Annotated in this window: 17 protein-coding genes; 11 read left to right on the top strand and 6 right to left on the bottom strand. The window is 72.4% G+C overall.

What is annotated here, in order from left to right; genetic code table 11:
* Positions 1-7: 7 nt before the first annotated feature.
* From tdh to MM438_RS08540, 3 genes are all read right to left on the bottom strand, one after another.
* On the bottom strand, positions 8-1,066 hold the full coding sequence (gene tdh / locus MM438_RS08550; protein ID WP_241452052.1) for an L-threonine 3-dehydrogenase: 1,059 nt from the start codon (positions 1,064-1,066) through the stop codon (positions 8-10).
* Between the two features lie 85 nt (positions 1,067-1,151).
* Positions 1,152-1,814: an MBL fold metallo-hydrolase gene (locus tag MM438_RS08545; RefSeq protein WP_241452051.1), complete on the bottom strand. Its 663-nt coding sequence runs from the start codon at positions 1,812-1,814 to the stop codon at positions 1,152-1,154.
* Positions 1,811-2,548 carry a maleylpyruvate isomerase family mycothiol-dependent enzyme gene (locus MM438_RS08540; RefSeq protein WP_241452050.1) on the bottom strand — a complete coding sequence of 246 codons (738 nt, stop codon included), beginning with the start codon at positions 2,546-2,548 and terminating at the stop codon, positions 1,811-1,813. The genes MM438_RS08545 and MM438_RS08540 overlap by 4 nt, the downstream gene beginning before the upstream one ends.
* A 97-nt stretch (positions 2,549-2,645) precedes the next feature.
* On the opposite strand from MM438_RS08540, the gene uvrA reads away from it, so the two are divergent.
* From uvrA to hemQ, 10 genes are all read left to right on the top strand, one after another.
* Positions 2,646-5,855, top strand: coding sequence for an excinuclease ABC subunit UvrA (uvrA, locus tag MM438_RS08535; protein WP_241452049.1), 3,210 nt, complete (start codon positions 2,646-2,648; stop codon positions 5,853-5,855).
* Between the two features lie 67 nt (positions 5,856-5,922).
* Entirely contained in the window at positions 5,923-8,268 is a 2,346-nt protein-coding gene (locus MM438_RS08530) for an SCO7613 C-terminal domain-containing membrane protein (RefSeq protein ID WP_241452048.1), read from the top strand.
* Positions 8,269-8,608: 340 nt separating this feature from the next.
* Entirely contained in the window at positions 8,609-10,615 is a 2,007-nt protein-coding gene (uvrC, locus tag MM438_RS08525) for an excinuclease ABC subunit UvrC (RefSeq protein ID WP_241452047.1), read from the top strand.
* 180 nt (positions 10,616-10,795) lie between these two features.
* Positions 10,796-11,671 (top strand): RNase adapter RapZ, encoded by an 876-nt coding sequence (gene rapZ / locus MM438_RS08520; protein ID WP_241453395.1) that lies wholly within the window; start codon positions 10,796-10,798, stop codon positions 11,669-11,671.
* The gene (locus tag MM438_RS08515) at positions 11,668-12,606 is read left to right on the top strand and encodes a gluconeogenesis factor YvcK family protein (RefSeq protein WP_241452046.1); all 939 of its coding nucleotides are present in this window, start codon (positions 11,668-11,670) and stop codon (positions 12,604-12,606) included. Before rapZ ends, MM438_RS08515 begins: the two co-directional genes overlap by 4 nt.
* Positions 12,607-12,712: 106 nt before the next feature.
* Positions 12,713-13,693 (top strand): DNA-binding protein WhiA, encoded by a 981-nt coding sequence (gene whiA, locus MM438_RS08510; protein WP_241452045.1) that lies wholly within the window; start codon positions 12,713-12,715, stop codon positions 13,691-13,693.
* Between the two features lie 131 nt (positions 13,694-13,824).
* Positions 13,825-14,829 (top strand): type I glyceraldehyde-3-phosphate dehydrogenase, encoded by a 1,005-nt coding sequence (gap, locus tag MM438_RS08505; RefSeq protein WP_241452044.1) that lies wholly within the window; start codon positions 13,825-13,827, stop codon positions 14,827-14,829.
* 40 nt (positions 14,830-14,869) lie between these two features.
* Positions 14,870-16,066 (top strand): phosphoglycerate kinase, encoded by a 1,197-nt coding sequence (locus MM438_RS08500; RefSeq protein WP_241452043.1) that lies wholly within the window; start codon positions 14,870-14,872, stop codon positions 16,064-16,066.
* Positions 16,067-16,201: 135 nt separating this feature from the next.
* The gene (tpiA, locus tag MM438_RS08495) at positions 16,202-16,981 is read left to right on the top strand and encodes a triose-phosphate isomerase (protein ID WP_241452042.1); all 780 of its coding nucleotides are present in this window, start codon (positions 16,202-16,204) and stop codon (positions 16,979-16,981) included.
* Positions 16,982-17,088: 107 nt separating this feature from the next.
* Positions 17,089-17,811 (top strand): hydrogen peroxide-dependent heme synthase, encoded by a 723-nt coding sequence (gene hemQ, locus MM438_RS08490; RefSeq protein WP_241452041.1) that lies wholly within the window; start codon positions 17,089-17,091, stop codon positions 17,809-17,811.
* A 232-nt stretch (positions 17,812-18,043) separates the two neighbouring features.
* Here the strand turns inward: hemQ and msrB are convergent, their stop codons facing one another.
* Complete coding sequence (gene msrB / locus MM438_RS08485) at positions 18,044-18,469, bottom strand: peptide-methionine (R)-S-oxide reductase MsrB (RefSeq protein WP_241452040.1); 426 nt, start codon at positions 18,467-18,469, stop codon at positions 18,044-18,046.
* Positions 18,470-18,526: 57 nt separating this feature from the next.
* Between msrB and ligD the strand changes: the two genes are divergently transcribed.
* On the top strand, positions 18,527-19,552 hold the full coding sequence (gene ligD, locus MM438_RS08480; protein ID WP_241452039.1) for a non-homologous end-joining DNA ligase: 1,026 nt from the start codon (positions 18,527-18,529) through the stop codon (positions 19,550-19,552).
* 30 nt (positions 19,553-19,582) lie between these two features.
* Here ligD and MM438_RS08475 read toward each other — a convergent pair whose 3' ends face one another.
* Together MM438_RS08475 and MM438_RS08470 are read right to left on the bottom strand one after the other, a co-directional pair.
* On the bottom strand, positions 19,583-19,873 hold the full coding sequence (locus MM438_RS08475; protein ID WP_241452038.1) for a hypothetical protein: 291 nt from the start codon (positions 19,871-19,873) through the stop codon (positions 19,583-19,585).
* 179 nt (positions 19,874-20,052) lie between these two features.
* Entirely contained in the window at positions 20,053-21,111 is a 1,059-nt protein-coding gene (locus MM438_RS08470) for an ATP-dependent DNA ligase (RefSeq protein ID WP_241452037.1), read from the bottom strand.
* Positions 21,112-21,192: the final 81 nt, after the last annotated feature.

Here is a 21,192-nt window from a genome sequence, read left to right as displayed (position 1 = left end):
AGGGCAGTCAGTCGGCGATCTCGAGGATGACCTTGCCGCACTCGCCGGAGCGGGCCGCGGCCCAGGCCTGCGGCCAGTCGTCGAGGCCGACCCGGTGGGTGATGACCGAGCGGACGGCGTCCCGCAGCTGGGGGCTGGACTGGAGCATGAAGCTCATGTGGTACCACGTCTCGAACATCTCGCGGCCGTAGATGCCCTTGATGGTGAGCATGTGGGTGATGATCTTGCCCCAGTCGACGGGGAAGCCCTCCTTGGGCAGCCCGAGCATCGAGATCTTGGCGCCGAAGGTGCAGTTGTCGATGAGCTGGCGCATGGCGGCAGGGGCGCCGGACATCTCCAGGCCGAGGTCGAAGCCTTCCGTCATACCGAGCTCGCGCTGGACCTCCCGCAGGTCCTCCTGCGCGACGTTGACGGTCCGGGTCGCCCCCGCACCCTGAGCCAGTCCGAGGCGGAAGTCGCTCATGTCGGTGACGACGACGTGCCGCGCCCCGGCGTGCCGGGCGATGGCGGCGGCCATGACCCCGATCGGACCGGCGCCGGTGATCAGGACGTCCTCGCCGACCATGGGGAACTGCAGGGCGGTGTGGGTGGCGTTGCCGAAGGGGTCGAACAGCGCGCCCAGCTCGGGGTCGATCCCCTCGGGCTGCGCCCAGACGTTGGTCGCCGGGACGACGACGTAGTCGGCGAAGGCGCCGTCGCGGTTGACCCCGATGGAGCTGGTGTTGGGGCACATGTGGCGGCGGCCGGCGCGGCAGTTGCGGCACATCCCGCAGACGATGTGTCCTTCGACCGAGCAGCGCTGTCCCACCTGGAGGTTCGCCGAGCCGGTGCCGGTGACCACGTCGTCGGCGAGGTCGACGATCTCGCCGTAGAACTCGTGCCCGATCGTCATCGGCGGGTGCACCATCGACGCCGCCCAGTCGTCCCACTGCTCCAGGTGCAGGTCGGTGCCGCACAGGCCCGCTCGCAGCACCCGGATCTTGACCTCGCCGGGCCCGACCTGGGGCTCCGGCACCTCCCTCAGCTCGAGACCGGGGCCGGCGTGAGGCTTGACGAGGGCGCGCATGGAACCACTTCCTGGGACTGCGGAGGATGAACCGATTCCCGCCCAACCTAGCGCCAGCGGTGCCACCGCTCGCAGGCGCCCCTCCTCACCAGCCGCGGGCGCGCCACTCGTCGAGGTTGGGTCGCTCGGCGCCGAGGGTGGTGTCTCCGCCGTGGCCGGGATAGACCCAGTCGGCGTCGTCGTACTCCCCGAAGATGCGCTCCTCGACGTCGTCGATGAGCTGCGGGAAGGACTGGCCGGGGTTCTTGGTGTTGCCGACGCCACCGGGGAAGAGGCTGTCTCCGGTGAACAGGTGCGAGTCCCCCTCGGGGTCGTCGTAGGCGAGCGCGATCCCCCCGGGGGTGTGGCCGCGCAGCTCGATGACCCGCAGGACGGACTCGCCGAGCTCGATGGTGTCGCCGTGGGCGAGCTCGCGGTCGGGGCGCACCGGCAGGGCCTTGCCGTCCACGGCACTGGCGGCGGTCGGGACGCCGGTGTCCGCGACGACGTCCTTGAGGGCGCGGGTGTGGTCCCAGTGCTGGTGGGTCGTCACCAGCAGGTCCAGGCGGCCGGTGCCCTCGCGGACCAGGCGGCCGATCCGGGCGGCGTCGTCGGCGGCGTCGACGAGCAGCTGTCGGCCGGTCGCCTTGTCCGTGAGGAGGTAGACGTTGTTGTGCATCGCCGACACCGCACACTTGCGGATGGTCAGGTGGGGCAGCTCGCGGACGTCGGACGGGCCGTCGGGGGCGACGTCACCGGTGTAGGTCACTGAGGGTCCTCCTCGTGGGTGGGGTTGGGGGTGGTGGGGCGGAGCCGGGGGAGCCGGTCCTGGGCCGGCGCGTCGATCTGGTCCGCCCGGTCGCGCAGGAGCCACCGGAGCATCCCGGCGCGGGAGGCGCTGACCGTGGGCCGTCCGTCGCCGAAGGACACGACGTCGCGCTCGTCCGTCCGCAGGCACATCGAGGGGGTGTCCGCGTCCGCGCGCAGCGCCGCGACCTCCTCCTCGAACCACCTCCCGACGAGCTCGGCGGGGGCGTCGGCGAAGGAGTAGCCGGCGTCGAGGTCCACGTGGTGCCAGGCGACCTCGCGCAACCGGTGCCAGGGCAGCTGCGCGCCCGTCAGGGTGTGGCCGCTGCCGACCTGCGCCGTGGCGGCCCGGGCGGCGTCGTCCAGCCCGGCCAGGACCTGGTCCAGCTCCTCCGCGGAGGTCCGCAGCTCGGCGAGCAGCTCGTCCCGGGACTGGCGGGCGCCCTGCTCGATGTCCGCGTCGCGAGCCTGCCGGGAGGGATACATCGGCGTCGGCGTGCCCTGGACGGTGGCGACCAGGTTGCGCATCGCGCGGGCGTTGCGGGTGACGTGGGCGAGGACGTGGGCCCGGGTCCACCCGGTGCACAGGGAGGGGCCGCGCAGCGCTTCGTCGTCCAGGCTGGACGCGGTGTCGAGGAGCCGGGCGGTCTGGGCGCGCAGCGCGCCGAGATCCGCGTCGAAGGTGGCGTCCGTCATACGGACGACCCTAGACGAGACCACCGGTTCGTGCCTCTCGGCAGCCGTCCGGGCACGCAGAGTGTCAGCAGGGGGTATGTCGGTAGGCGCCCCTACGATGACGCTCGTGTCTGACACCTCCCTCGCGTCCCGCTCGTCCGACCGCACCCCGCAGCCTCGCGCGCAGCACGACCGGCTCGTGGTCGGCGGGGCTCGGGAGCACAACCTGCGCGACATCTCGGTGGACCTGCCGCGCGACGGGCTGGTCGTGTTCACCGGTCTGTCAGGGTCGGGCAAGTCCTCCCTGGCGTTCGACACGATCTTCGCCGAGGGACAGCGGCGGTATGTCGAGAGCCTGTCCGCCTACGCCCGCCAGTTCCTGGGGCAGATGGACAAGCCCGACGTCGACTTCATCGAGGGCCTGTCGCCGGCGGTGTCGATCGACCAGAAGTCCACCAACCGGAACCCGCGGTCGACGGTGGGCACCATCACCGAGGTCTACGACTACCTGCGGCTGCTGTTCGCCCGCGCCGGCCGGCCGCACTGCCCGACCTGCGGGGAGCCGGTGGGGCGCCAGACGCCGCAGCAGATCGTGGACCAGCTGCTCGCGCTCCCCGACCGCACCCGCTTCCAGGTGCTCGCCCCGGTGGTGCAGGGTCGCAAGGGTGAGTTCGTGGACCTCTTCGCCGAGCTGCAGACCAAGGGCTTCTCCCGCGCGCGCGTGGACGGCGAGGTCGTCTCCCTCACCGAGCCGCCGACGCTGGAGAAGCAGCGCAAGCACACCATCGAGGTGGTCGTGGACCGGCTCGTGGCCAAGGGCGGGGACGCCACCGGCAAGCAGCGGCTCACCGACTCCGTGGAGACCGCGCTGGGTCTGACCGGCGGCATCCTCACCGTCGAGCTCGTCGACGTCCAGGAGGGCGACACCGACAAGGACGGGCGTCCCGTCGCACGCGAGCGCCGCTTCTCGGAGCGCATGGGCTGCCCCAACAACCACCCGCTCGCCATCGACGAGATCGAGCCGCGCACCTTCTCGTTCAACGCTCCCTACGGCGCCTGCCCCCACTGTTCCGGCATCGGCACCGAGCTGGAGGTCGACCCCGACCTGGTGATCCCGGACGAGGAGCTGAGCATCCGCGACGGGGCGATCGCCCCCTGGGCGCAGGGGAGCGGCTCCCAGGACTACTTCCTGCGCGTCGTCGGGGCACTGGCCAAGGACCTGTCGTTCAGCCTGGACGTGCCGTGGCGCTCGCTGCCGGACCGGGCCCGCGAGGCGCTGCTGCACGGTCAGGACCACAAGGTGCACGTGAAGTACCGCAACCGGTGGGGGCGGGAGCGGTCCTACTCGACCGGCTTCGAGGGGGTCCTGCCGTTCGTGCGACGTCGGCACTCGGAGACCGACTCGGAGTGGTCGCGCGAGCGCTACGAGGGCTACATGCGCGAGATCCCCTGCCCGGTCTGCGCCGGAGCCCGCCTCAAGCCGGAGGTCCTGTCGGTCCTGCTGGGCGGCAAGAACATCGCGGAGGTGTGCGGCCTGTCGATCGGCGACGCCGCGTCCTTCCTGCGCGGCGTGGAGTTCACCGAGCGCGAGCAGCAGATCGCCGAGCGAGTGGTCAAGGAGATCCACGCCCGCCTCGGCTTCCTGCTGGACGTCGGCCTGGACTACCTCTCCCTGGACCGTCCGGCCGGCACCCTGTCCGGCGGCGAGGCCCAGCGCATCCGGCTGGCCACCCAGATCGGGTCCGGTCTGGTGGGCGTGCTGTATGTCCTGGACGAGCCGTCGATCGGCCTGCACCAGCGGGACAACCACCGGCTCATCTCGACCCTGACCCGGTTGCGCGACCTGGGCAACACGCTCATCGTCGTGGAGCATGACGAGGACACCATCGCAGCCGCGGACTGGGTGGTCGACATCGGACCGGGGGCGGGCGAGCACGGTGGCAAGGTCGTCCACAGCGGCCCGGTCGCCGAGCTGCTGGCCAGCGAGTCCTCGCTCACCGGCGCCTATCTCGCGGGACGGCGGGAGATCCCGATGCCCGCGGTGCGGCGTCCTCAGGAGCCCGGCAGGGAGCTGACCGTCATCGGTGCGACCGAGCACAACCTGACCGGCGTGGACGTCACCTTCCCGCTCGGCAACCTCGTCGCCGTGACCGGGGTGTCCGGGTCCGGGAAGTCCACGCTGGTCAACGACATCCTCTACACCGTCCTGGCCAACAAGCTCAACGGCGCCCGGCAGGTGCCGGGTCGCCACCGCACCGTCACCGGCCTGGAGCACCTGGACAAGGTGGTCCACGTCGACCAGTCACCCATCGGCCGCACCCCCCGGTCCAACCCCGCGACCTACACCGGCGTCTTCGACCACATGCGCAAGCTCTTCGCGCAGACCACGGAGGCCAAGGTCCGTGGCTACCAGCCAGGTCGGTTCTCGTTCAACGTCAAGGGCGGTCGCTGCGACGCGTGCAACGGCGACGGCACCATCAAGATCGAGATGAACTTCCTCCCGGACGTCTACGTCCCCTGCGAGGTGTGCCACGGGGCGCGCTACAACCGCGAGACCCTCGAGGTGCACTACAAGGGCAAGACCATCGCCGACGTCCTGGACATGCCCATCGAGGAGGCGGCGACCTTCTTCGAGGCGGTCCCCGCCATCTCGCGCCACCTGAGCACGCTGGTCGAGGTGGGGCTGGGCTACGTCCGGCTCGGTCAGCCGGCCACGACGCTCTCGGGCGGTGAGGCCCAGCGGGTCAAGCTCGCCGCGGAGCTGCAGAAGCGCTCCACCGGGCGGACCATCTACGTCCTCGACGAGCCCACGACCGGGCTGCACTTCGAGGACATCCGCAAGCTGCTGCTCGTCCTGCAGGGCCTGGTCGACAAGGGCAACACCGTGCTCGTGATCGAGCACAACCTCGACGTCATCAAGAACGCCGACTGGATCGTGGACATGGGCCCGGAGGGGGGCTCGGGCGGCGGCACCGTCGTCGCCACCGGCACCCCGGAGGAGGTGGCGGCCAGCGAGGCCTCCCACACCGGTCGCTTCCTCGCCCCCGTGATCGCCAAGACGACGGAGACCTTCGACGCCAAGGTCGCCGTGCCGATCGACCGACCCGTGCGCGCGGGCATCCGCCGGGCGGCAGCCGCGGCGACGAAGTCCGCCGCCGCGGGCCGGGGCGACGCCGACTCGCCCGCGGGCCAGGCCACCACGAAGAAGGCAGCCGCCAAGGCCCCGGGCAAGAAGGCAGCCGCGAAGAAGGCGGCCTCGTCGAGGGCGGCGGGCAAGGCGGCCACGAAGAAGGCCGCGACCACCACCGCGAAGGGGTCCCCCGCGTAGGCCTCGCCCGGTCGGGGTGAGTACTCCTACTCTCACCAGCGGTCGGCCCGGCAGCCAGGCTGGGGCGATGGCCGCGATCACCCGCTCCTCGACCCCCGTCGCCCCACCACCGGTCGCGTACTTCGACCCCACGCACTGCCCCGTCTGCGGTTCTCCGCTCGCCACGGGTGCTCCTCGCTGCCAGGGGTGCACCCTGCAGCTCGATCACCCGCTCGTCGCCCGCCTCGCCGCCACGCTCCACGAGGCCGACCGCACCAAGGCCGCCCTGGTCACCGACCGGGCGGCCTTCGGCGTGCCGGTCGACCGGGCCGGTGCCGCGACCGCTGCCGTGGCAGGACGGTCCGCGCACCCCACCCGGCCCCGGGACGTGCCGCGGGCCGGGCTCGCAGCCGCGGGCCGAGGGCGCGCAGTCCTGCTCGCGGTCGGGGCCCTGTGCGTGACGGCGGCGGGCAGCGTCTTCGCCTTCGTGGGCTGGGCCCTGCTGGGCCGGGTCGGTCGAGCCGTCGTGCTCCTGCTCCTCGCGGGCGCCTCGATCGCCGGCGCCAGGGCCCTGGACCGACGCCGCCTCGTGGGCTCCGCGGAGACCCTCGGGGCACTGGCCGCCGCACTGGTCATGGTGGCCTGGCGCATCCTGGTGGCCGAGGTCGACCTCCCGGGCGAGGACGCCATCGGGTGGGCCGCGCTGGGCGTCGCGGGTGCGGTGGCGCAGCTGCGGACCACGCGCCGGTGGCTGGCGGCGGACGCGGTGACCGGACTCGGGACTGCCACCGCCCTCGTGATCGCGTGCGTCCAGCTGGGGGACTGGCAGCCGGTCACCCTCGTGGCTCTCCCGGTGGTGGCCGTCGTCGCGGCCTGGCGCCCGCGGCTGGTGCGCGCCACCCCCCTGGCGCTGACGGGCGCTGCTCTCGGCGGCGTGGCCTCGGTCCTCGTCGTGATCGCCGACGCGCTCACCGCGTCCTCGTGGGCCACGACGCCGACGGCTGCGCTCCGGGATGCCTGGCAGCTGCCGGCGGTCGCCGCCGCCCTGGCCCTGGCGGCCGTGACCACCTCCCGGGTGCCCTGGCCCCAGGACATCCGGTGGCTCCCGGCCGAGCTCGACCCGACGTCGCCCCAGCCCGAGAGGGCATGGCCTGACCACCCCGGTCCCGACCGGACCGGGCCCGGGGAGCAGCGGCACGACCGGACGAGTGCGGCGTCGTGCGCCGCGGCCGCCCCGACGCTGCTGCAGGCCGCGGCCGCCGCGGCGTTGGCCGCCTGGGTCGTCGGCGCGGTGCGGGTGCTCCCGGCCGGCCTCGGGCCGTGGACGTCGCTGGCCCTGGCGGGCTGCCTCGCGGGTGGCCTGACGCTGCGGTCGCGCCCGGCGCAGGAGGGCGCAGGAGCCGCACCACGCGTCCTCGCCACGGCCTCGGTGGTGCTGCCCGCCACCGCCGTCCTCGCCATACCGCTGCTCGGGGCCCTCGGGGACGGGCTGAGCCGCGCCGTGCTCTCCCAGGCCGTCGGTCTGACCGCAGGCGACCTGACCGGCCGCGGGTGGCACCGGCCCCCGCGACCCGGCGTCGCCTGGACCTGGCCGGCCACGGTGCTGGTGCTCGTCGCCTGCCGCACCCTGGCACGGAGGCGCCGGTCGTCCTGGATCGACGGCCTCGGCCCCGTCCTCGCCGCGGGCGCCGTGCCGTGGACCGCCCACCAGCCCGGACTGACGTCGGCCACGGCCACGGCCGTCGGCGTCACCGTCGCCGTGGCGATCGTCCTGGTCGGCGCGGCGGCCCCGCAGCCCCGGGGACGAGCCCTGTGGAGCCTGCCCTGGTGGGCCACCGCGGTCTCCACCGCCTCTCCCGACCTCCGGCTGCTCGCGGGCGTCCTCGCCGGCGCCACCCTGGTGAGCCTGGCGCGGGCCGGGACCGCCTCGGCCGCGGCCCGCCGCACCTGGGCCGTCCTCGCGACCGCCTGCGCGACGGGCACCGCCTGGTCGCTCCTCCTCGACCTGCGGGTGAGCATCCCGGAGGCCTACTCGTTGTCCGCCGCGGCCGCCCTCGCCCCCTGGGTCTGGCGCGAGCTGGTGACGTCGCGCGTGCCGTCCGCGCCCGCGCTCCCCGTGCTCGGGATCGCCCTGGGCACCAGCGCCCTGGTGTCCCTCGCCGACCTGTCCTCGGGGCGGGCGCTCGCCGTGGTCGTCGTCGCGGTGGGCCTGGTCGTGGTCGGGGCCGCCCGGCGGACCGCGGCGCACCTGCACGTCGGCGCGACGGTGCTGGCGGTGCTGGCGCTGGTCCGGGTGGCCCCGTGGGTGGGCTATCTCCCGCCCTGGCTGCCGCTCGGGGCCGGGGGAGGGGTGCTCCTGGCCCTCGGGATCACCTGGGAGGCGCGGCTGGAGGACCTGCGACACCTGCGCCGACGCGTGGCCGTGCTGCGCTGAACCGATCGCGGCTCCCGCCGGGCGGACCGGCCCGGCGGCCGGGAGGGCGGCGGCACGGCCCGGCATACGGGCTGGTCCTCCCCACCAGCACCGGCATGCCCGTGCCGTCCGTGACCCCTCTCCCTGTGGTTCGACGGCGACGCCCTCGACGTCGCCCGCCCGCGGACCTCGGTGGTCCCGAGCCTGCGGATCCTCACCGACGTCCCCCCGTCCCGACGGCGGCGACCGGGGCGAGCCCAGCGCGTTCACGGCGGTGGAGCTCGGGCGCGACGTGACCGCCCTGGAGGCCGCGACGCGCGGCTGACCAGGAGGTGTCGGCACCGGGACATACCCTGTCCCGGTGGCTGATCCCTCGACCTACCGACCGCGACCCGGAGAGATCCCGGTCGACCCGGGCGTCTATCGCTTCCGCGACAAGGAAGGGCGGGTCATCTACGTCGGCAAGGCGAAGTCCCTGCGCAGCCGCCTGAGCTCGTACTTCCAGGACATCTCGGCCCTGCACCCGCGCACCCGCCGCATGGTCACCACCGGCGCCTCCGTCGAGTGGACCGTCGTGCGCACCGAGGTCGAGGCCCTGCAGCTGGAGTACTCCTGGATCAAGGAGTTCGACCCCCGCTTCAACGTCAAGTACCGCGACGACAAGTCCTATCCCTACCTCGCCGTGACCATGGGGGAGGAGTTCCCCCGCGCCCAGGTCATGCGCGGCGCCAAGCGCAGGGGCACCCGCTACTTCGGCCCCTACGGCCACGCCTGGGCGATCCGCGAGACCCTGGACCTGCTGCTCAAGGTGTTCCCCGTCCGGACCTGCTCCTCAGGGGTCTTCCGGCGGGCCGCGCAGGTCGGCCGCCCCTGCCTGCTCGGCTACATCGACAAGTGCTCCGCCCCCTGCGTCGGCTCGGTGAGCGCGCAGGAGCACCGGGCCATCGCCGAGGACTTCTGCGACTTCATGGCCGGCTCGACGACGAAGTTCGTCAAGCGGGTCGAGCGCGAGATGCTCGCCGCGTCGGACGCGCTGGAGTTCGAGCGGGCGGCGATGCTGCGCGACGACCTCCAGGCGATGAGCAAGGCGCTGGAGAAGTCCGCGGTCGTCCTCGGCGACGCCACCGACGCCGACGTCTTCGCGGTCGCCGACGACGAGCTCGAGGCCGCCGTGCAGGTCTTCCACGTCCGCGGCGGCCGCATCCGCGGGCAGCGCGGCTGGGTCGTCGAGCGCGAGTCCGAGGACACGGCCACCCCCGCGCTGCTCGTCGCCCGACTCCTCCAGCAGGTGTATGGCGGGGAGAGCGGCGACGGGGTCCCCCGCGAGGTGCTGGTCCCGGTGCTGCCGGACGACCACGCCTCGGTGCAGGAGTGGCTCACCGACCTGCGCGGCTCGGGCGTGGAGGTGCGGGTCCCGCAGCGCGGCGACAAGCGCGAGCTGATGGCCACCGTCCGGCGCAACGCCGACCAGGCCCTCGCCCGCCACAAGGTCGCCCGCGCCGGGGACCTCACCGCCCGCAGCCAGGCCCTCCAGGAGCTGCAGGACGCCCTCGGCCTCACCGAGGCACCCCTGCGGATCGAGTGCTACGACGTCTCCCACGTCCAGGGCACCAACGTCGTCGCGTCCATGGTGGTCTTCGAGGACGGGCTGCCCCGCAAGGGGGAGTACCGCCGCTTCGTCGTCCGCGGCGACGCGCCCGAGGGCGAGGACCCGCAGGTCGACGACACCGCCGCCATGCGCGAGGTGCTGACCCGCCGGTTCCGGCGCCACCTCGCCCAGCAGGCCGACGCCGCGGAGGCGCTCGCGTCGGGCGACGCCGAGGCTGCCGCCGCCGTGGCCGCGGTCATCGACCCGCAGACCGGGAAGCCCCGGCGCTTCGCCTATGCGCCACAGCTCGTCGTGGTCGACGGCGGCCTGCCCCAGGTCAACGCCGCCCAGGCGGTGCTGGAGGAGCTGGGCGTCGACGACGTCGCGCTCGTCGGGCTGGCCAAGCGGCTGGAGGAGGTGTGGCTCCCGGGTGACGAGTTCCCGGTGATCCTGCCGCGGTCCAGCGAAGGGCTCTACCTGCTGCAGCGGGTCCGTGACGAGGCCCACCGCTTCGCGATCGCCTTCCACCGGCAGCGCCGCTCCAAGGCGATGACCGCGAGCGCCCTGGACGGCATACCCGGGCTGGGGGAGGCCCGGCAGAGGGCCCTGCTCAAGGCCTTCGGCTCGGTCAAGCGCCTGCGCGAGGCCGACGTGGCCGAGCTGCAGACCGTCAAGGGTGTCGGCCCGGCGCTGGCCCAGACGGTCCACGACCGCCTGCGTGGCGGGGCGGCCGCGGTCCAGCCGGACATCAACCTCACCACCGGCGAGGTGCTCGACTGACGGATCGCCCCACCGGGCATCATGACTGGCAAGGGCGCCACAGCGGGCGCGCCTAGACTGAGGCCCCCATCCCCCTGCCGAGGAGCCTGCACCGTGGCCGAGCCCACCGCCCCCCGTGCCGCGTCGTCCCCCGAGCCCCAGGGCGCCGAGCCCCGAGCCACCGAGCCCCCGACCGCCGACATGCCGGTGGTGACCGCCGGCCACGAGTTCGTCGTGGTCACCGGTCTGTCCGGGGCCGGGCGCTCCACCGCCTCCAACGTCCTGCAGGACAGCGGCTGGTTCGTCACCGACAACATCCCCCCGCAGATGCTCGCGCCGATGGCCACCATGCTGCGCGAGCAGCAGCCCGAGGTGATGCGCGTGGCCGCGGTCGTCGACGTCCGCACGCGCAACATGTTCGAGCAGCTGTCCGAGGCCATGCAGGAGCTGGGCGACCACGGCTGGAAGCCCCGCATCGTGTTCCTCGACGCCACCGACGAGACCCTCGTGCGTCGCTTCGAGAGCGTCCGGCGGCCTCACCCGCTGCAGGGCGACGGTGGCCTGCTCGAGGCGATCCAGGCCGAGCGGGAGCGGCTCGGCGACATCCGCTCGGTGGCCGACGTCATCGTGGACACCAGCGGCTTCAACGTGCACCAGTTCTCGGCCAAGATCGCCCAGATCTTCGACAGCGAGCGAGGCCCCCGCCTGCGGATCGCGGTGATGAGCTTCGGCTTCAAGTACGGCATACCCCTGGATGCCGACACCGTGCTGGACATGCGCTTCCTGCCCAATCCCTTCTGGGTGCCAGAGCTGCGCAGCAAGACCGGGCGCGACCCCGAGGTGTCCCGGTTCGTCTTCGACCAGCTCGGCGCCGACGAGTTCGTCGACCGGGTCGTGGCGATGATGGACGCGATGATCTCCGGCTACGTCCGCGAGGGGCGTCGCTATGTCACCCTCGCCGTGGGGTGCACCGGCGGCAAGCACCGCTCCGTGGCCGTCGCCGAGCGGCTGTCCCGCGAGCTGCAGGGCCCGGAGGTGGGCACCCTCACCGTCCACCGCGACCTGGGGCGCGAGTGAGGGGCCCCCTGGTCGTCGCGCTGGGAGGCGGGCACGGGCTGGCCGCCTCCCTGGCTGCTCTGCGTCTGGTCACCGACCGGATCACCGCGATCGTCACCGTGGCCGACGACGGTGGGTCCTCGGGTCGGTTGCGTCAGGAGTTCGACGTCCTGCCGCCGGGAGACCTGCGGATGGCGCTCGCCGCCCTCTGCAACGACGACGAGTGGGGGACCACCTGGGCGTCCGTGCTGCAGCACCGCTTCGCCGGGCAGGGACCGCTCGGGGGTCACAGCCTCGGCAACCTGCTGATCCTCGCCCTGTGGGAGCACTTCGGCGAGCCGGTCCAGGGCCTGGACATGGTGGGACGGCTGCTCAACGCCCGCGGCCGGGTGCTGCCCATGGCGGCGGTCCCGCTCACCATCGAGGCCGTCGTCCAGGGCCTGGACGACGCGGACCCGCAGCGCCCCCTCGTGGTCCGTGGCCAGGCCCGCGTCGCCACGACCCCCGGCGAGGTCCGGTCCGTGTCGGTGCTGCCCGCCGCGCCTCCCGCGCACCCCGAGGCGCTCCGGGCCGTGCGGGAGGCCGAGTGGGTGGTGCTGGGCCCGGGCTCGTGGTTCACCTCGGTGATGCCGCACCTGCTGGTGCCCGAGCTGCGCGAGGCGCTGCTGCAGACCCCCGCGCGTCGCCTGCTCAACCTCAACCTCGTGCTCAACACCGGGGAGACCAGCGGATTCTCGGCCGAGCGCCACCTCGAGGTGCTCGCGGACCATGCCCCGGGCCTGCGGCTGGACGTCGTGCTGGCCGACCCCTCGGTGGTCGGGGACGAGGCCGCGCTGCGGGCCGCAGCGCGAGCCCTGGGCGCCGAGCTGCTGCTGGCCCCCGTGGCCGAGCCGGGCCGCGACGGCCACCACGACTCCTTGCGCCTCGCTGCTGTCTACCGCGACATCATGACCTGACGCGATTGGCTACCCACCGTTGCCGATTTGGCACGATCTGTGGCACATTTGCCGAGATTACCCCGTTAGGGCCACCTTTGGTCTGCTCACTGTCAGGATGAATCGCATGTCGATGACGGCCATGGTCAAGGACGAGCTCAGCCGCCTTCCCATCACCAAGCCGAGCTGCCGCAAGGCCGAGGTCTCCGCGATCCTGCGCTTCACGGGTGGGCTGCACATCGTGGGTGGCCGCATCGTCGTGGAGGCCGAGGTCGACACCGGGTCCGTGGCCCGGCGACTCGTCAAGGACATCACCGACGTCTACGGCTACACCAGCGAGATCGGCGTGCTGTCCGGCGGCGGGCTGCGCAAGGGGAGTCGTTATCTCGTCCGCGTGGCCAAGGACGGCGAGGCCCTCGCGCGCCAGACCGGCCTGATCGACGGCCGTGGCCGCCCCGTCCGCGGGCTCCCGCCCAAGGTCGTCTCGGGCGCGGCCGAGGACGCGGTCGCCGCCTGGCGCGGGGCCTTCCTCGCGCACGGGTCGCTCACCGAGCCCGGCCGCTCCAGCGCGCTCGAGATCACCTGCCCGGGGCCGGAGTCCGCGCTCGCTCTGGTGGGCGCCGCCCGCCGGATCGGGATCCAAGCCAAGGCCCGCGAGGTGCGGGGGATCGACCGGGTCGTCATCCGCGACGGCGACGCGATCGGGGCGATGCTGACGCGGATGGGCGCGCACGACGCGGTCCTGGCCTGGGAGGAGCGGCGGATGCGCCGCGAGGTGCGGGCCACGGCCAACCGCCTCGCGAACTTCGACGACGCCAACCTGCGCCGGTCCGCCCGGGCCGCGGTCGCGGCCGGGGCCCGGGTCGAGCGCGCGCTGGAGATCCTCGGCGACGAGGTCCCGGACCACCTGCGCCAGGCGGGCACCCTGCGCCTGGAGCACAAGCAGGCGAGCCTGGAGGAGCTGGGGCAGCTCGCGCAGCCGCCGATGACCAAGGACGCCGTCGCCGGCCGGATCCGCCGGCTGCTCGCCATGGCGGACAAGCGAGCCCAGGACCTGGGGATCCCCGGCACCGAGGCCAACCTGACACCGGACATGCTCGACCTCTGAGCAGGGGCTTTCCGTATGCCGGGACGCCCGACCGGAGAGCAGGACGGGTCACGCCCCGGTAACGCAGGTCACTCTTGGCTGCACTAGGGTGGACAGCGCCAAGTTGAAGACCCTCTAGGAAGGCTCAAGACGTGACTGTTCGCGTTGGGATCAATGGCTTCGGCCGCATCGGCCGCAACTTCTTCCGTGCCGTGGTGGCCTCCGGTGCCGACATCGAGGTCGTTGCGGTCAACGACCTCACCGACAACAAGACGCTGGCCCACCTGCTGAAGTACGACTCGATCCTCGGCCGCTTCCCCGGTGAGGTGACCTACGACGACGAGTCCATCACCGTCGACGGCAAGAAGATCATGGCCTTCGCCGAGAAGGACCCGGCCGCGCTGCCGTGGAAGGACAACGACGTCGACATCGTCGTGGAGTCCACCGGCTTCTTCACCGACGCCACCAAGGCCAAGGCCCACCTCGACGCCGGCGCCAAGAAGGTCATCATCTCCGCGCCCGCCAAGAACGAGGACATCACGATCGTGATGGGCGTCAACGACGACAAGTACGACGCCGCCGCGCACAACATCATCTCCAACGCCTCCTGCACCACGAACTGCCTGGCCCCCATGGCCAAGGCGCTCAACGACGGACTGGGCATCGAGCGTGGTCTGATGACCACGATCCACGCCTACACCCAGGACCAGAACCTCCAGGACGGCCCGCACAAGGACCTGCGTCGCTCCCGCGCCGCGGCCCTCAACATGGTCCCCACCACCACCGGTGCGGCCAAGGCCGTCGCCCTCGTCCTGCCCGAGCTCAAGGGCAAGCTCGACGGCTACGCCATGCGCGTCCCGACCCCGACCGGCTCCGCCACCGACCTCACCTTCGAGGCCGGCCGCGAGACCACCGTCGAGGAGGTCAACGAGATCGTCAAGAAGGCCGCCGAGGGCGCCATGAAGGGCAAGCTCGTCTACACCGAGGACCCGATCGTCTCCAAGGACATCGAGACCGACCCGGCCTCCTGCATCTTCGACGCGCAGCTGACCAAGGTCATCGGCACCACGGTCAAGGTCGTCGGCTGGTACGACAACGAGTGGGGCTACTCCAACCGCCTCGTGGACCTGACCGCCCTGGTCGGCTCCAAGCTCTGAGCCTGACCTGCCTGCTGACCAACAGATTCGGAGATCACAGATGAAGACCATTGCCGACCTGGGTGACCTGCGCGGCAAGCGGGTCCTCGTCCGCTCGGACCTCAACGTGCCCCTCGACGGTGACCGCATCACCGACGACGGCCGGGTCCGTGCCTCAGTGCCCACCATCACGGAGCTGACCGGGGCGGGTGCGCGCGTCGTCGTGTGCGCCCACCTCGGCCGCCCCAAGGGCGCGCCCGAGGACAAGTACTCCCTCAAGCCGGTCGTCGGTCGCCTCGGCGAGCTGCTCGGCCAGGACGTCGCCTTCGCCACCGACACGGTGGGGGAGTCTGCCAAGGCCACGGTCGCGGGCCTGCAGGACGGCCAGGTGGCCCTCCTGGAGAACCTCCGCTTCAACGCCGGCGAGACCAGCAAGGACGACGCGGAGCGCAAGGCCTTCGCCGAGGAGCTCGCCTCCCTGGCGGACGCCTATGTCTCCGACGGCTTCGGTGTCGTGCACCGCAAGCAGGCCTCCGTCTACGACGTCGCGCAGATCCTGCCCGCCGCCATGGGCGGTCTGGTCAAGGCCGAGGTCGACGTCCTCGAGCGCCTCACCGAGGACCCCGAGCGGCCCTACGCCGTCGTCCTCGGCGGTGCCAAGGTCGCCGACAAGCTCGCGGTGATCGACAACCTCCTGGGCAAGGCGGACCGCCTCCTCATCGGCGGCGGCATGGTGTTCACCTTCCTCAAGGCCCAGGGCCACGAGGTCGGCAAGAGCCTGCTCGACGAGGACTCGATCGAGGCCTGCAAGGGCTACCTCGAGCGGGCCGAGAAGTCGGGCGTGGAGATCGTCCTGCCCGTGGACGTGGTCTGCAACGCGGAGTTCAGCGCCGAGGGTGACGTCACGACCGTCGCCGCCGATGCGATCCCCGCCGACCAGATGGGCCTGGACATCGGCCCCCGGAGCTCCGAGCTCTACGCGTCGAAGATCGCCGACGCCCGGACCGTCTTCTGGAACGGCCCCATGGGTGCCTTCGAGATGGCGCCCTTCGCGGCCGGCACCAAGGCCGTGGCGCAGGCTCTGGTCGACGCCACCGCCAAGGGTGCACTGACCGTCGTCGGTGGTGGCGACTCCGCCGCCGCCGTGCGTCAGCTCGGCTTCTCCGACGACCAGTTCGGCCACATCTCCACCGGTGGCGGCGCGAGCCTGGAGTACCTCGAGGGCAAGGACCTCCCGGGCATCTCCGTCCTCGACTGATCCCGGTCACGCAGCATCACGGGAGCGGCCCCGCGACCCACGTCTGGGACGCGGGGCCGCTTCTCGACGTACGACCCGAAACCTCGCGGCCACCCGCCACCCGGCGGCAAGCCGCTCAGCGACAAGGAGCCTCACATGGCCAACCGCACACCCCTCATGGCCGGCAACTGGAAGATGAACCAGGACCACCTGCAGGCCACCCACCTGGTGCAGAAGCTCGACTGGACCCTGCGCGACGCCAAGCACGACCACTCGGCCGTCGAGGTCGCCGTGCTCGTCCCCTTCACCGACATCCGCTCGGTGCAGACCCTCGTCGAGGGCGACAAGCTCGACCTGCGGTATGGCGCGCAGGACCTCTCCCAGCACGACTCCGGCGCCTACACCGGCGAGATCTCGGGCGCCTTCCTCGCCAAGCTCGGCTGCACCTACGTCGCCGTCGGGCACTCCGAGCGCCGTGAGTACCACCACGAGAGCGACGAGCTGCTCAACGCCAAGGTCAAGGCGGCCTACAAGCACGGCCTGACCCCGATCCTGTGCTGCGGCGAGCCGCTGGAGGTCCGCAAGGCCGGCAAGCAGGTCGAGCACGTCCTCGCCCAGATCGAGGCCGACCTGCAGGGTCTGCCCGAGGAGCAGGCCAAGAGCATCGTCATCGCCTACGAGCCCATCTGGGCCATCGGCACCGGCGAGGTCGCCACCCCCGAGGACGCCCAGGAGGTCTGCGAGGCCATCCGGGGCAAGCTCTCCGAGCTCTACTCCGCCGAGCTGGCCGACGGCGTCCGCATCCTGTACGGCGGCTCGGTGAAGTCGGGCAACGTCGCGGAGATCATGGCCAAGCCGGACGTGGACGGTGCCCTGGTGGGTGGTGCCTCGCTGGACGCCGAGGAGTTCGCCAAGATCGCCCGCTTCCAGGGCTGATCCGACGGGTCGGAGGCTCTCCCCGGCCGGACCGCGAGACCGGTCGCCCTCGTGGCGGCCGGTCTCGCGCGTCCTTCGGGCGGGGACACCGGTGGGATGATGGAGCCATGAGTCTCAAGCCGCAGCAGCACCACCGCCCCAGCCCCGCCGAGGTGCGGGCCATCAACGACTCGATCCGCTACACGATGTGGTCGGTGTTCCAGGTGACGGAGCCCCTGCCGGAGGAGCGCGAGGAGATCCTCGCCGAGACCCGGGCCTTCTTCGACGCCCTGGCGGCCGACGGCCTGGTGACCGTCCGCGGGATCTACGACGTCGCCGGCCTGCGGGGCGACGCGGACTTCATGGTGTGGTGGCACGGCGAGTCGGTCGAGGCCGTGCAGCGGGCCTACCACGGCTTCCGGCGCACGACGCTCGGACGGGCCTGCGACCCGGTGTGGTCCAACGTCGCCATCCATCGCCCGGCGGAGTTCAACAAGAGCCACATCCCGGCCTTCATGGCCGACGAGACCCCGCGCGCCTATGTCTGCGTCTACCCCTTCATCCGGTCGCTGGAGTGGTACCTCCTGCCTCACGAGGAGCGTCGCGACCTGCTGGTCGAGCACGGCCGGATGGCGCGGGACTATCCCGACGTGCGGGCCAACACGGTCGCCAGCTTCGCGCTGGGCGACTACGAGTGGCTGCTGGCCTTCGAGGCCGACGACCTGCACCGGATCGTGGACCTGATGCGCCACCTGCGCGGCGCCGCGGCCCGCCGGCACACCCGCGAGGAGGTCCCCTTCTTCACCGGGCCGCGGGTCGAGCTGGAGCAGCTGGTCGCCGACCTCCCCTGACCGCGGGAGAACGGGCGGCCGGAGTCGTCACACCGCCGGTGGAGCCGGGGCCGGGCACAGACCATCCTCGGGGTGGATCTGCGAACGGCCCCGGAGCGGCCGGGGACACCCTGCTCGGCGGAGACGGACCGGTGGGTCAGGGAGCCTCGGAGGTGCCGCGGAGTCCTGCGTCGTCGCGCGACGGTACGAGATCGAGCGCTCCTGACTCGCGCGGCGGGGTGCGGGCCGGTCGTCAGGCGCGGGGCTGCAGGCGCATCGAGATCGAGTTGATGCAGTAGCGCTGGTCGGTGGGGGTGGGATAGCCCTCGCCCTCGAAGACGTGCCCGAGGTGGGAGCCGCACCGGGCGCACCGCACCTCGGTGCGCGTCATACCCAGCGAACGGTCTTCGAGCAGCTCGACGTTCAAGGCCTCGGAGGGGGCGTAGAAGGACGGCCACCCGCAGTGGGAGGGGAACTTCTCGGTGTGGGTGAACAGCTCGGCACCGCAGGCGCGGCAGGAGTAGACGCCTTCGGTGGTGGTGTCGGTGTACTCCCCGACGAAGGGCCGCTCGGTGCCGGCCTGGCGGAGCACGGCATACTCCTGCGGGCTGAGCTCGGCCCGCCACTGCTCGTCGGACTTGGAGACGGGATAGGCGGACGCGTCCTGCTGCTCGGTCATAGTCTGGTCAACGACGGGGTCCGGCACGGGATTCCGCCCGCGCCGACAGGAGCTGACGTGGCGAGCAAAGCGATCCAGATCGAGGTGCCGGCCCCGGACGGCTCCAGCCGGCAGGTGCGCCTGTCCAGCCCGGACCGGGTGATGTGGCCGGACGAGGGGCTCACCAAGCAGGACCTGGCGGAGTACGTCGTCGCGGTCGGCGACCACCTGCTGGCGCGGCTGCGCGACCGGCCGGTCACGCTCCAGCGGTTCCCCGAGGGCATCACGGGGGAGGAGTTCTACTCCAAGAACCCGCCTCGCGGGGTCCCGGACCACGCGCGGACCACGCCGTGCACCTATCCGAGCGGGCGGTCCCACCCCCAGCTGGTCGTGGACGAGCTGGCGACGGCGGTGTGGGCGGTGCAGATGAACACCGTGACCTTCCACCCCTGGCCGGTGCGGACCGCGGACAACGACGACCCGGACGAGCTGCGCCTGGACCTGGACCCGCAGCCCGGGACCGGCCTCGCCGAGGCGGTGGCCGCCGCCGAGATGCTGCGCGAGGTGATGGCGCAGGCGGGTCTGACGGCATACGTGAAGACCAGCGGCAACCGCGGCCTGCACGTCTTCGCGCCCATCCGGCCCACCCACGAGTTCCTCGACGTGCGACACGCGGTGATCGCGATCGCCCGCGAGCTCGAGCGCCGTGTGCCGGACCTGGTGACCACGGCCTGGTGGAAGGAGCAGCGCGGCAGCCGGATCTTCGCGGACTTCAACCAGGCCTGCCGAGACCGCACGCTGGCGAGCGCCTACAGCCCTCGCCCGCTGCCGGGCGCGCCCGTGAGCATGCCCGTCACCTGGGAGGAGCTCGGCGACGTCCGGGCGGGGGACTTCACCGTCCGCACGGTCCCGGGGCTGCTCGCCGGGCGGCCGGACCCGTGGGCGGGGTTCGGCGACGAGCCGAGCACGGTCGACGTCGCGCTGCAGTGGTGGCAGCGGGACCTGGACGACGGGCTGGGCGAGCTGAGCTTTCCCCCGGACCACCCGAAGATGCCGGGGGAGCCACCGCGGGTGCAGCCCAGCCGCGCCCGTGCGACGGACTGACCGAGGACGGTCCAGCGGACCGCGCTGCGCTCAGCTCGCGATCCCGGCCTCGGCCTCGGCCTCGGCCTCGATCGTGAGCATGGTCGCGCCGATGGCGGTCAGGTGGGTGACCCGCAGGTCCTGCCCCGGGAGACCGGCCAGGTGGACCGCGCGCACACGCTCCAGCACGAGGAGGGCGGCGTCCGCGTCATCGACGGAGAGGCCGGCGCGCGCGGCTATGAGGTCGTCGGGGTGCGGGCCGTCCTGGACCAGGTCCAGCAGCTCGACGGCGCGCAGGACCCGGAGGTCACGTGTGGGCCAGGTGTCGGAGCGGGTCGGCATGACCCCAATCTCACACGCCGGTACTCGGAGGTAACAGGACCGCCACTCGGGTGCGTGCGGTATTCACCTGAGTGCGGTGTTGGAGGTTACGAAAGGTATGGAACAGGTCATCGAGCGTGGCGAAATGTGACCCATTCGCCGGGCGCGGCATACGACATGAATCATGCTGCGCTCACACGTCATACGAGAACGCGCGCCAGGTCGTAGGCCGGGGCCCGGTCCACCTGGCTCAGGGCGCAGGACTCCGGGTCGCGCTCCGGCCGCCAGCGCAGGAAGGTCACGGCGTGCCGGAAGCGGTGCTTCTCCAGCTGGTCGAAGGCCACCTCGACCACGCGCTCCGGCCGCAGCGGGACGTAGGACACGTCCTTGCCGGAGCTGAACCGGGACCGGTCGGTCTCGGCCGTGGTGACCTCGCCGGCCTCGTCTCGGACGACCAGCGGGGCCAGCTCCTCGACCAGCTCGAGCCGGCGGGCCGCCGTGAACGCCGCGATCCCCCCGACCCCCACGAGACGGCCGTCGTCCGTGAACAGCCCGAGCAGCAGCGAGCCCACCCCCTGCCCGGACTTGTGCACCCGGTAACCGATGACCACGGCCTCGGCGGTCCGCTTGTGCTTGACCTTGAGCATCGTCCGCCGACCGGGCTCGTAGGCCGCGGCCAGGGGCTTGGCCACCACCCCGTCCAGCCCGGCCCCCTCGAAGTCCTCGAACCAGCGATGCGCCTCCACCGGGTCCCGTGTCACCCGGGTCAGGTGGATGCCGGCGGCGCCGGGCACCGTGGCCAGGATCGACTCCAGCGCGGCCCGCCGCGTCTCGAAGGACTCGTCCAGGAAGGAGCGGTCCTCGAGGGCCAGCAGGTCGAAGGCCACGATCTCCGCCGGGGTCTCCCGGGCCAGCCGCTCCACCCGCGAGGCAGCCGGGTGGATGCGCTGCGACAGCAGGTCCCAGTCCAGGTGCTCGGCCCCGGGAGCGCCCGCGCGGACCACGATCTCCGTGTCCACGACGCACCGCCGTGGCAGGTGGGCGAGGACCCGCTCCACCAGCTCGGGAAAGTAGCGGGTCAGCGGCTTGGAGCCGCGCGAGTCCAGGTCCACGCGATCCCCGTCACGGACCACGAGGCAGCGGAAGCCGTCCCACTTCGGCTCGTACGACAGCCCGCCCGGGACCGAGTCGGCGGCGGGGACCGCGGCCACGGCCTTGGCCAGCATGGGGGAGACCGGGGTGGCGATCGGTAACGTCATACGGTCATTGTGTGGTCACCCTCTGCACGGAGGCGCGCCACGCGCCGTCTGCTGGCGGCAACCATCAGCAACCGGTGCCAC

It is taken from the genome of Arsenicicoccus dermatophilus (genome assembly GCF_022568795.1).
GTDB classification, from domain to species: domain Bacteria; phylum Actinomycetota; class Actinomycetes; order Actinomycetales; family Dermatophilaceae; genus Arsenicicoccus; species Arsenicicoccus dermatophilus.
The sequence above is the reverse complement of the archived record's forward strand: the minus strand, read 5'-3'. Positions and strand labels throughout refer to the sequence as shown.

Bases quoted from the DNA above. Each gene is read 5' to 3' on its own strand.
- tdh (WP_241452052.1), bottom strand. From the start codon at position 1,066: ATGCGCGCCCTCGTCAAGCCTCACGCCGGCCCCGGTCTCGAGCTGAGG.
- MM438_RS08540 (WP_241452050.1), bottom strand. From the start codon at position 2,548: ATGACGGACGCCACCTTCGACGCGGATCTCGGCGCGCTGCGCGCCCAG.
- uvrA (WP_241452049.1), top strand. From the start codon at position 2,646: ATGACGCTCGTGTCTGACACCTCCCTCGCGTCCCGCTCGTCCGACCGC.
- MM438_RS08530 (WP_241452048.1), top strand. From the start codon at position 5,923: ATGGCCGCGATCACCCGCTCCTCGACCCCCGTCGCCCCACCACCGGTC.
- rapZ (WP_241453395.1), top strand. From the start codon at position 10,796: ATGCCGGTGGTGACCGCCGGCCACGAGTTCGTCGTGGTCACCGGTCTG.
- whiA (WP_241452045.1), top strand. From the start codon at position 12,713: ATGTCGATGACGGCCATGGTCAAGGACGAGCTCAGCCGCCTTCCCATC.
- MM438_RS08500 (WP_241452043.1), top strand. From the start codon at position 14,870: ATGAAGACCATTGCCGACCTGGGTGACCTGCGCGGCAAGCGGGTCCTC.
- tpiA (WP_241452042.1), top strand. From the start codon at position 16,202: ATGGCCAACCGCACACCCCTCATGGCCGGCAACTGGAAGATGAACCAG.
- hemQ (WP_241452041.1), top strand. From the start codon at position 17,089: ATGAGTCTCAAGCCGCAGCAGCACCACCGCCCCAGCCCCGCCGAGGTG.
- msrB (WP_241452040.1), bottom strand. From the start codon at position 18,469: ATGACCGAGCAGCAGGACGCGTCCGCCTATCCCGTCTCCAAGTCCGAC.
- MM438_RS08475 (WP_241452038.1), bottom strand. From the start codon at position 19,873: ATGCCGACCCGCTCCGACACCTGGCCCACACGTGACCTCCGGGTCCTG.
- MM438_RS08470 (WP_241452037.1), bottom strand. From the start codon at position 21,111: ATGACGTTACCGATCGCCACCCCGGTCTCCCCCATGCTGGCCAAGGCC.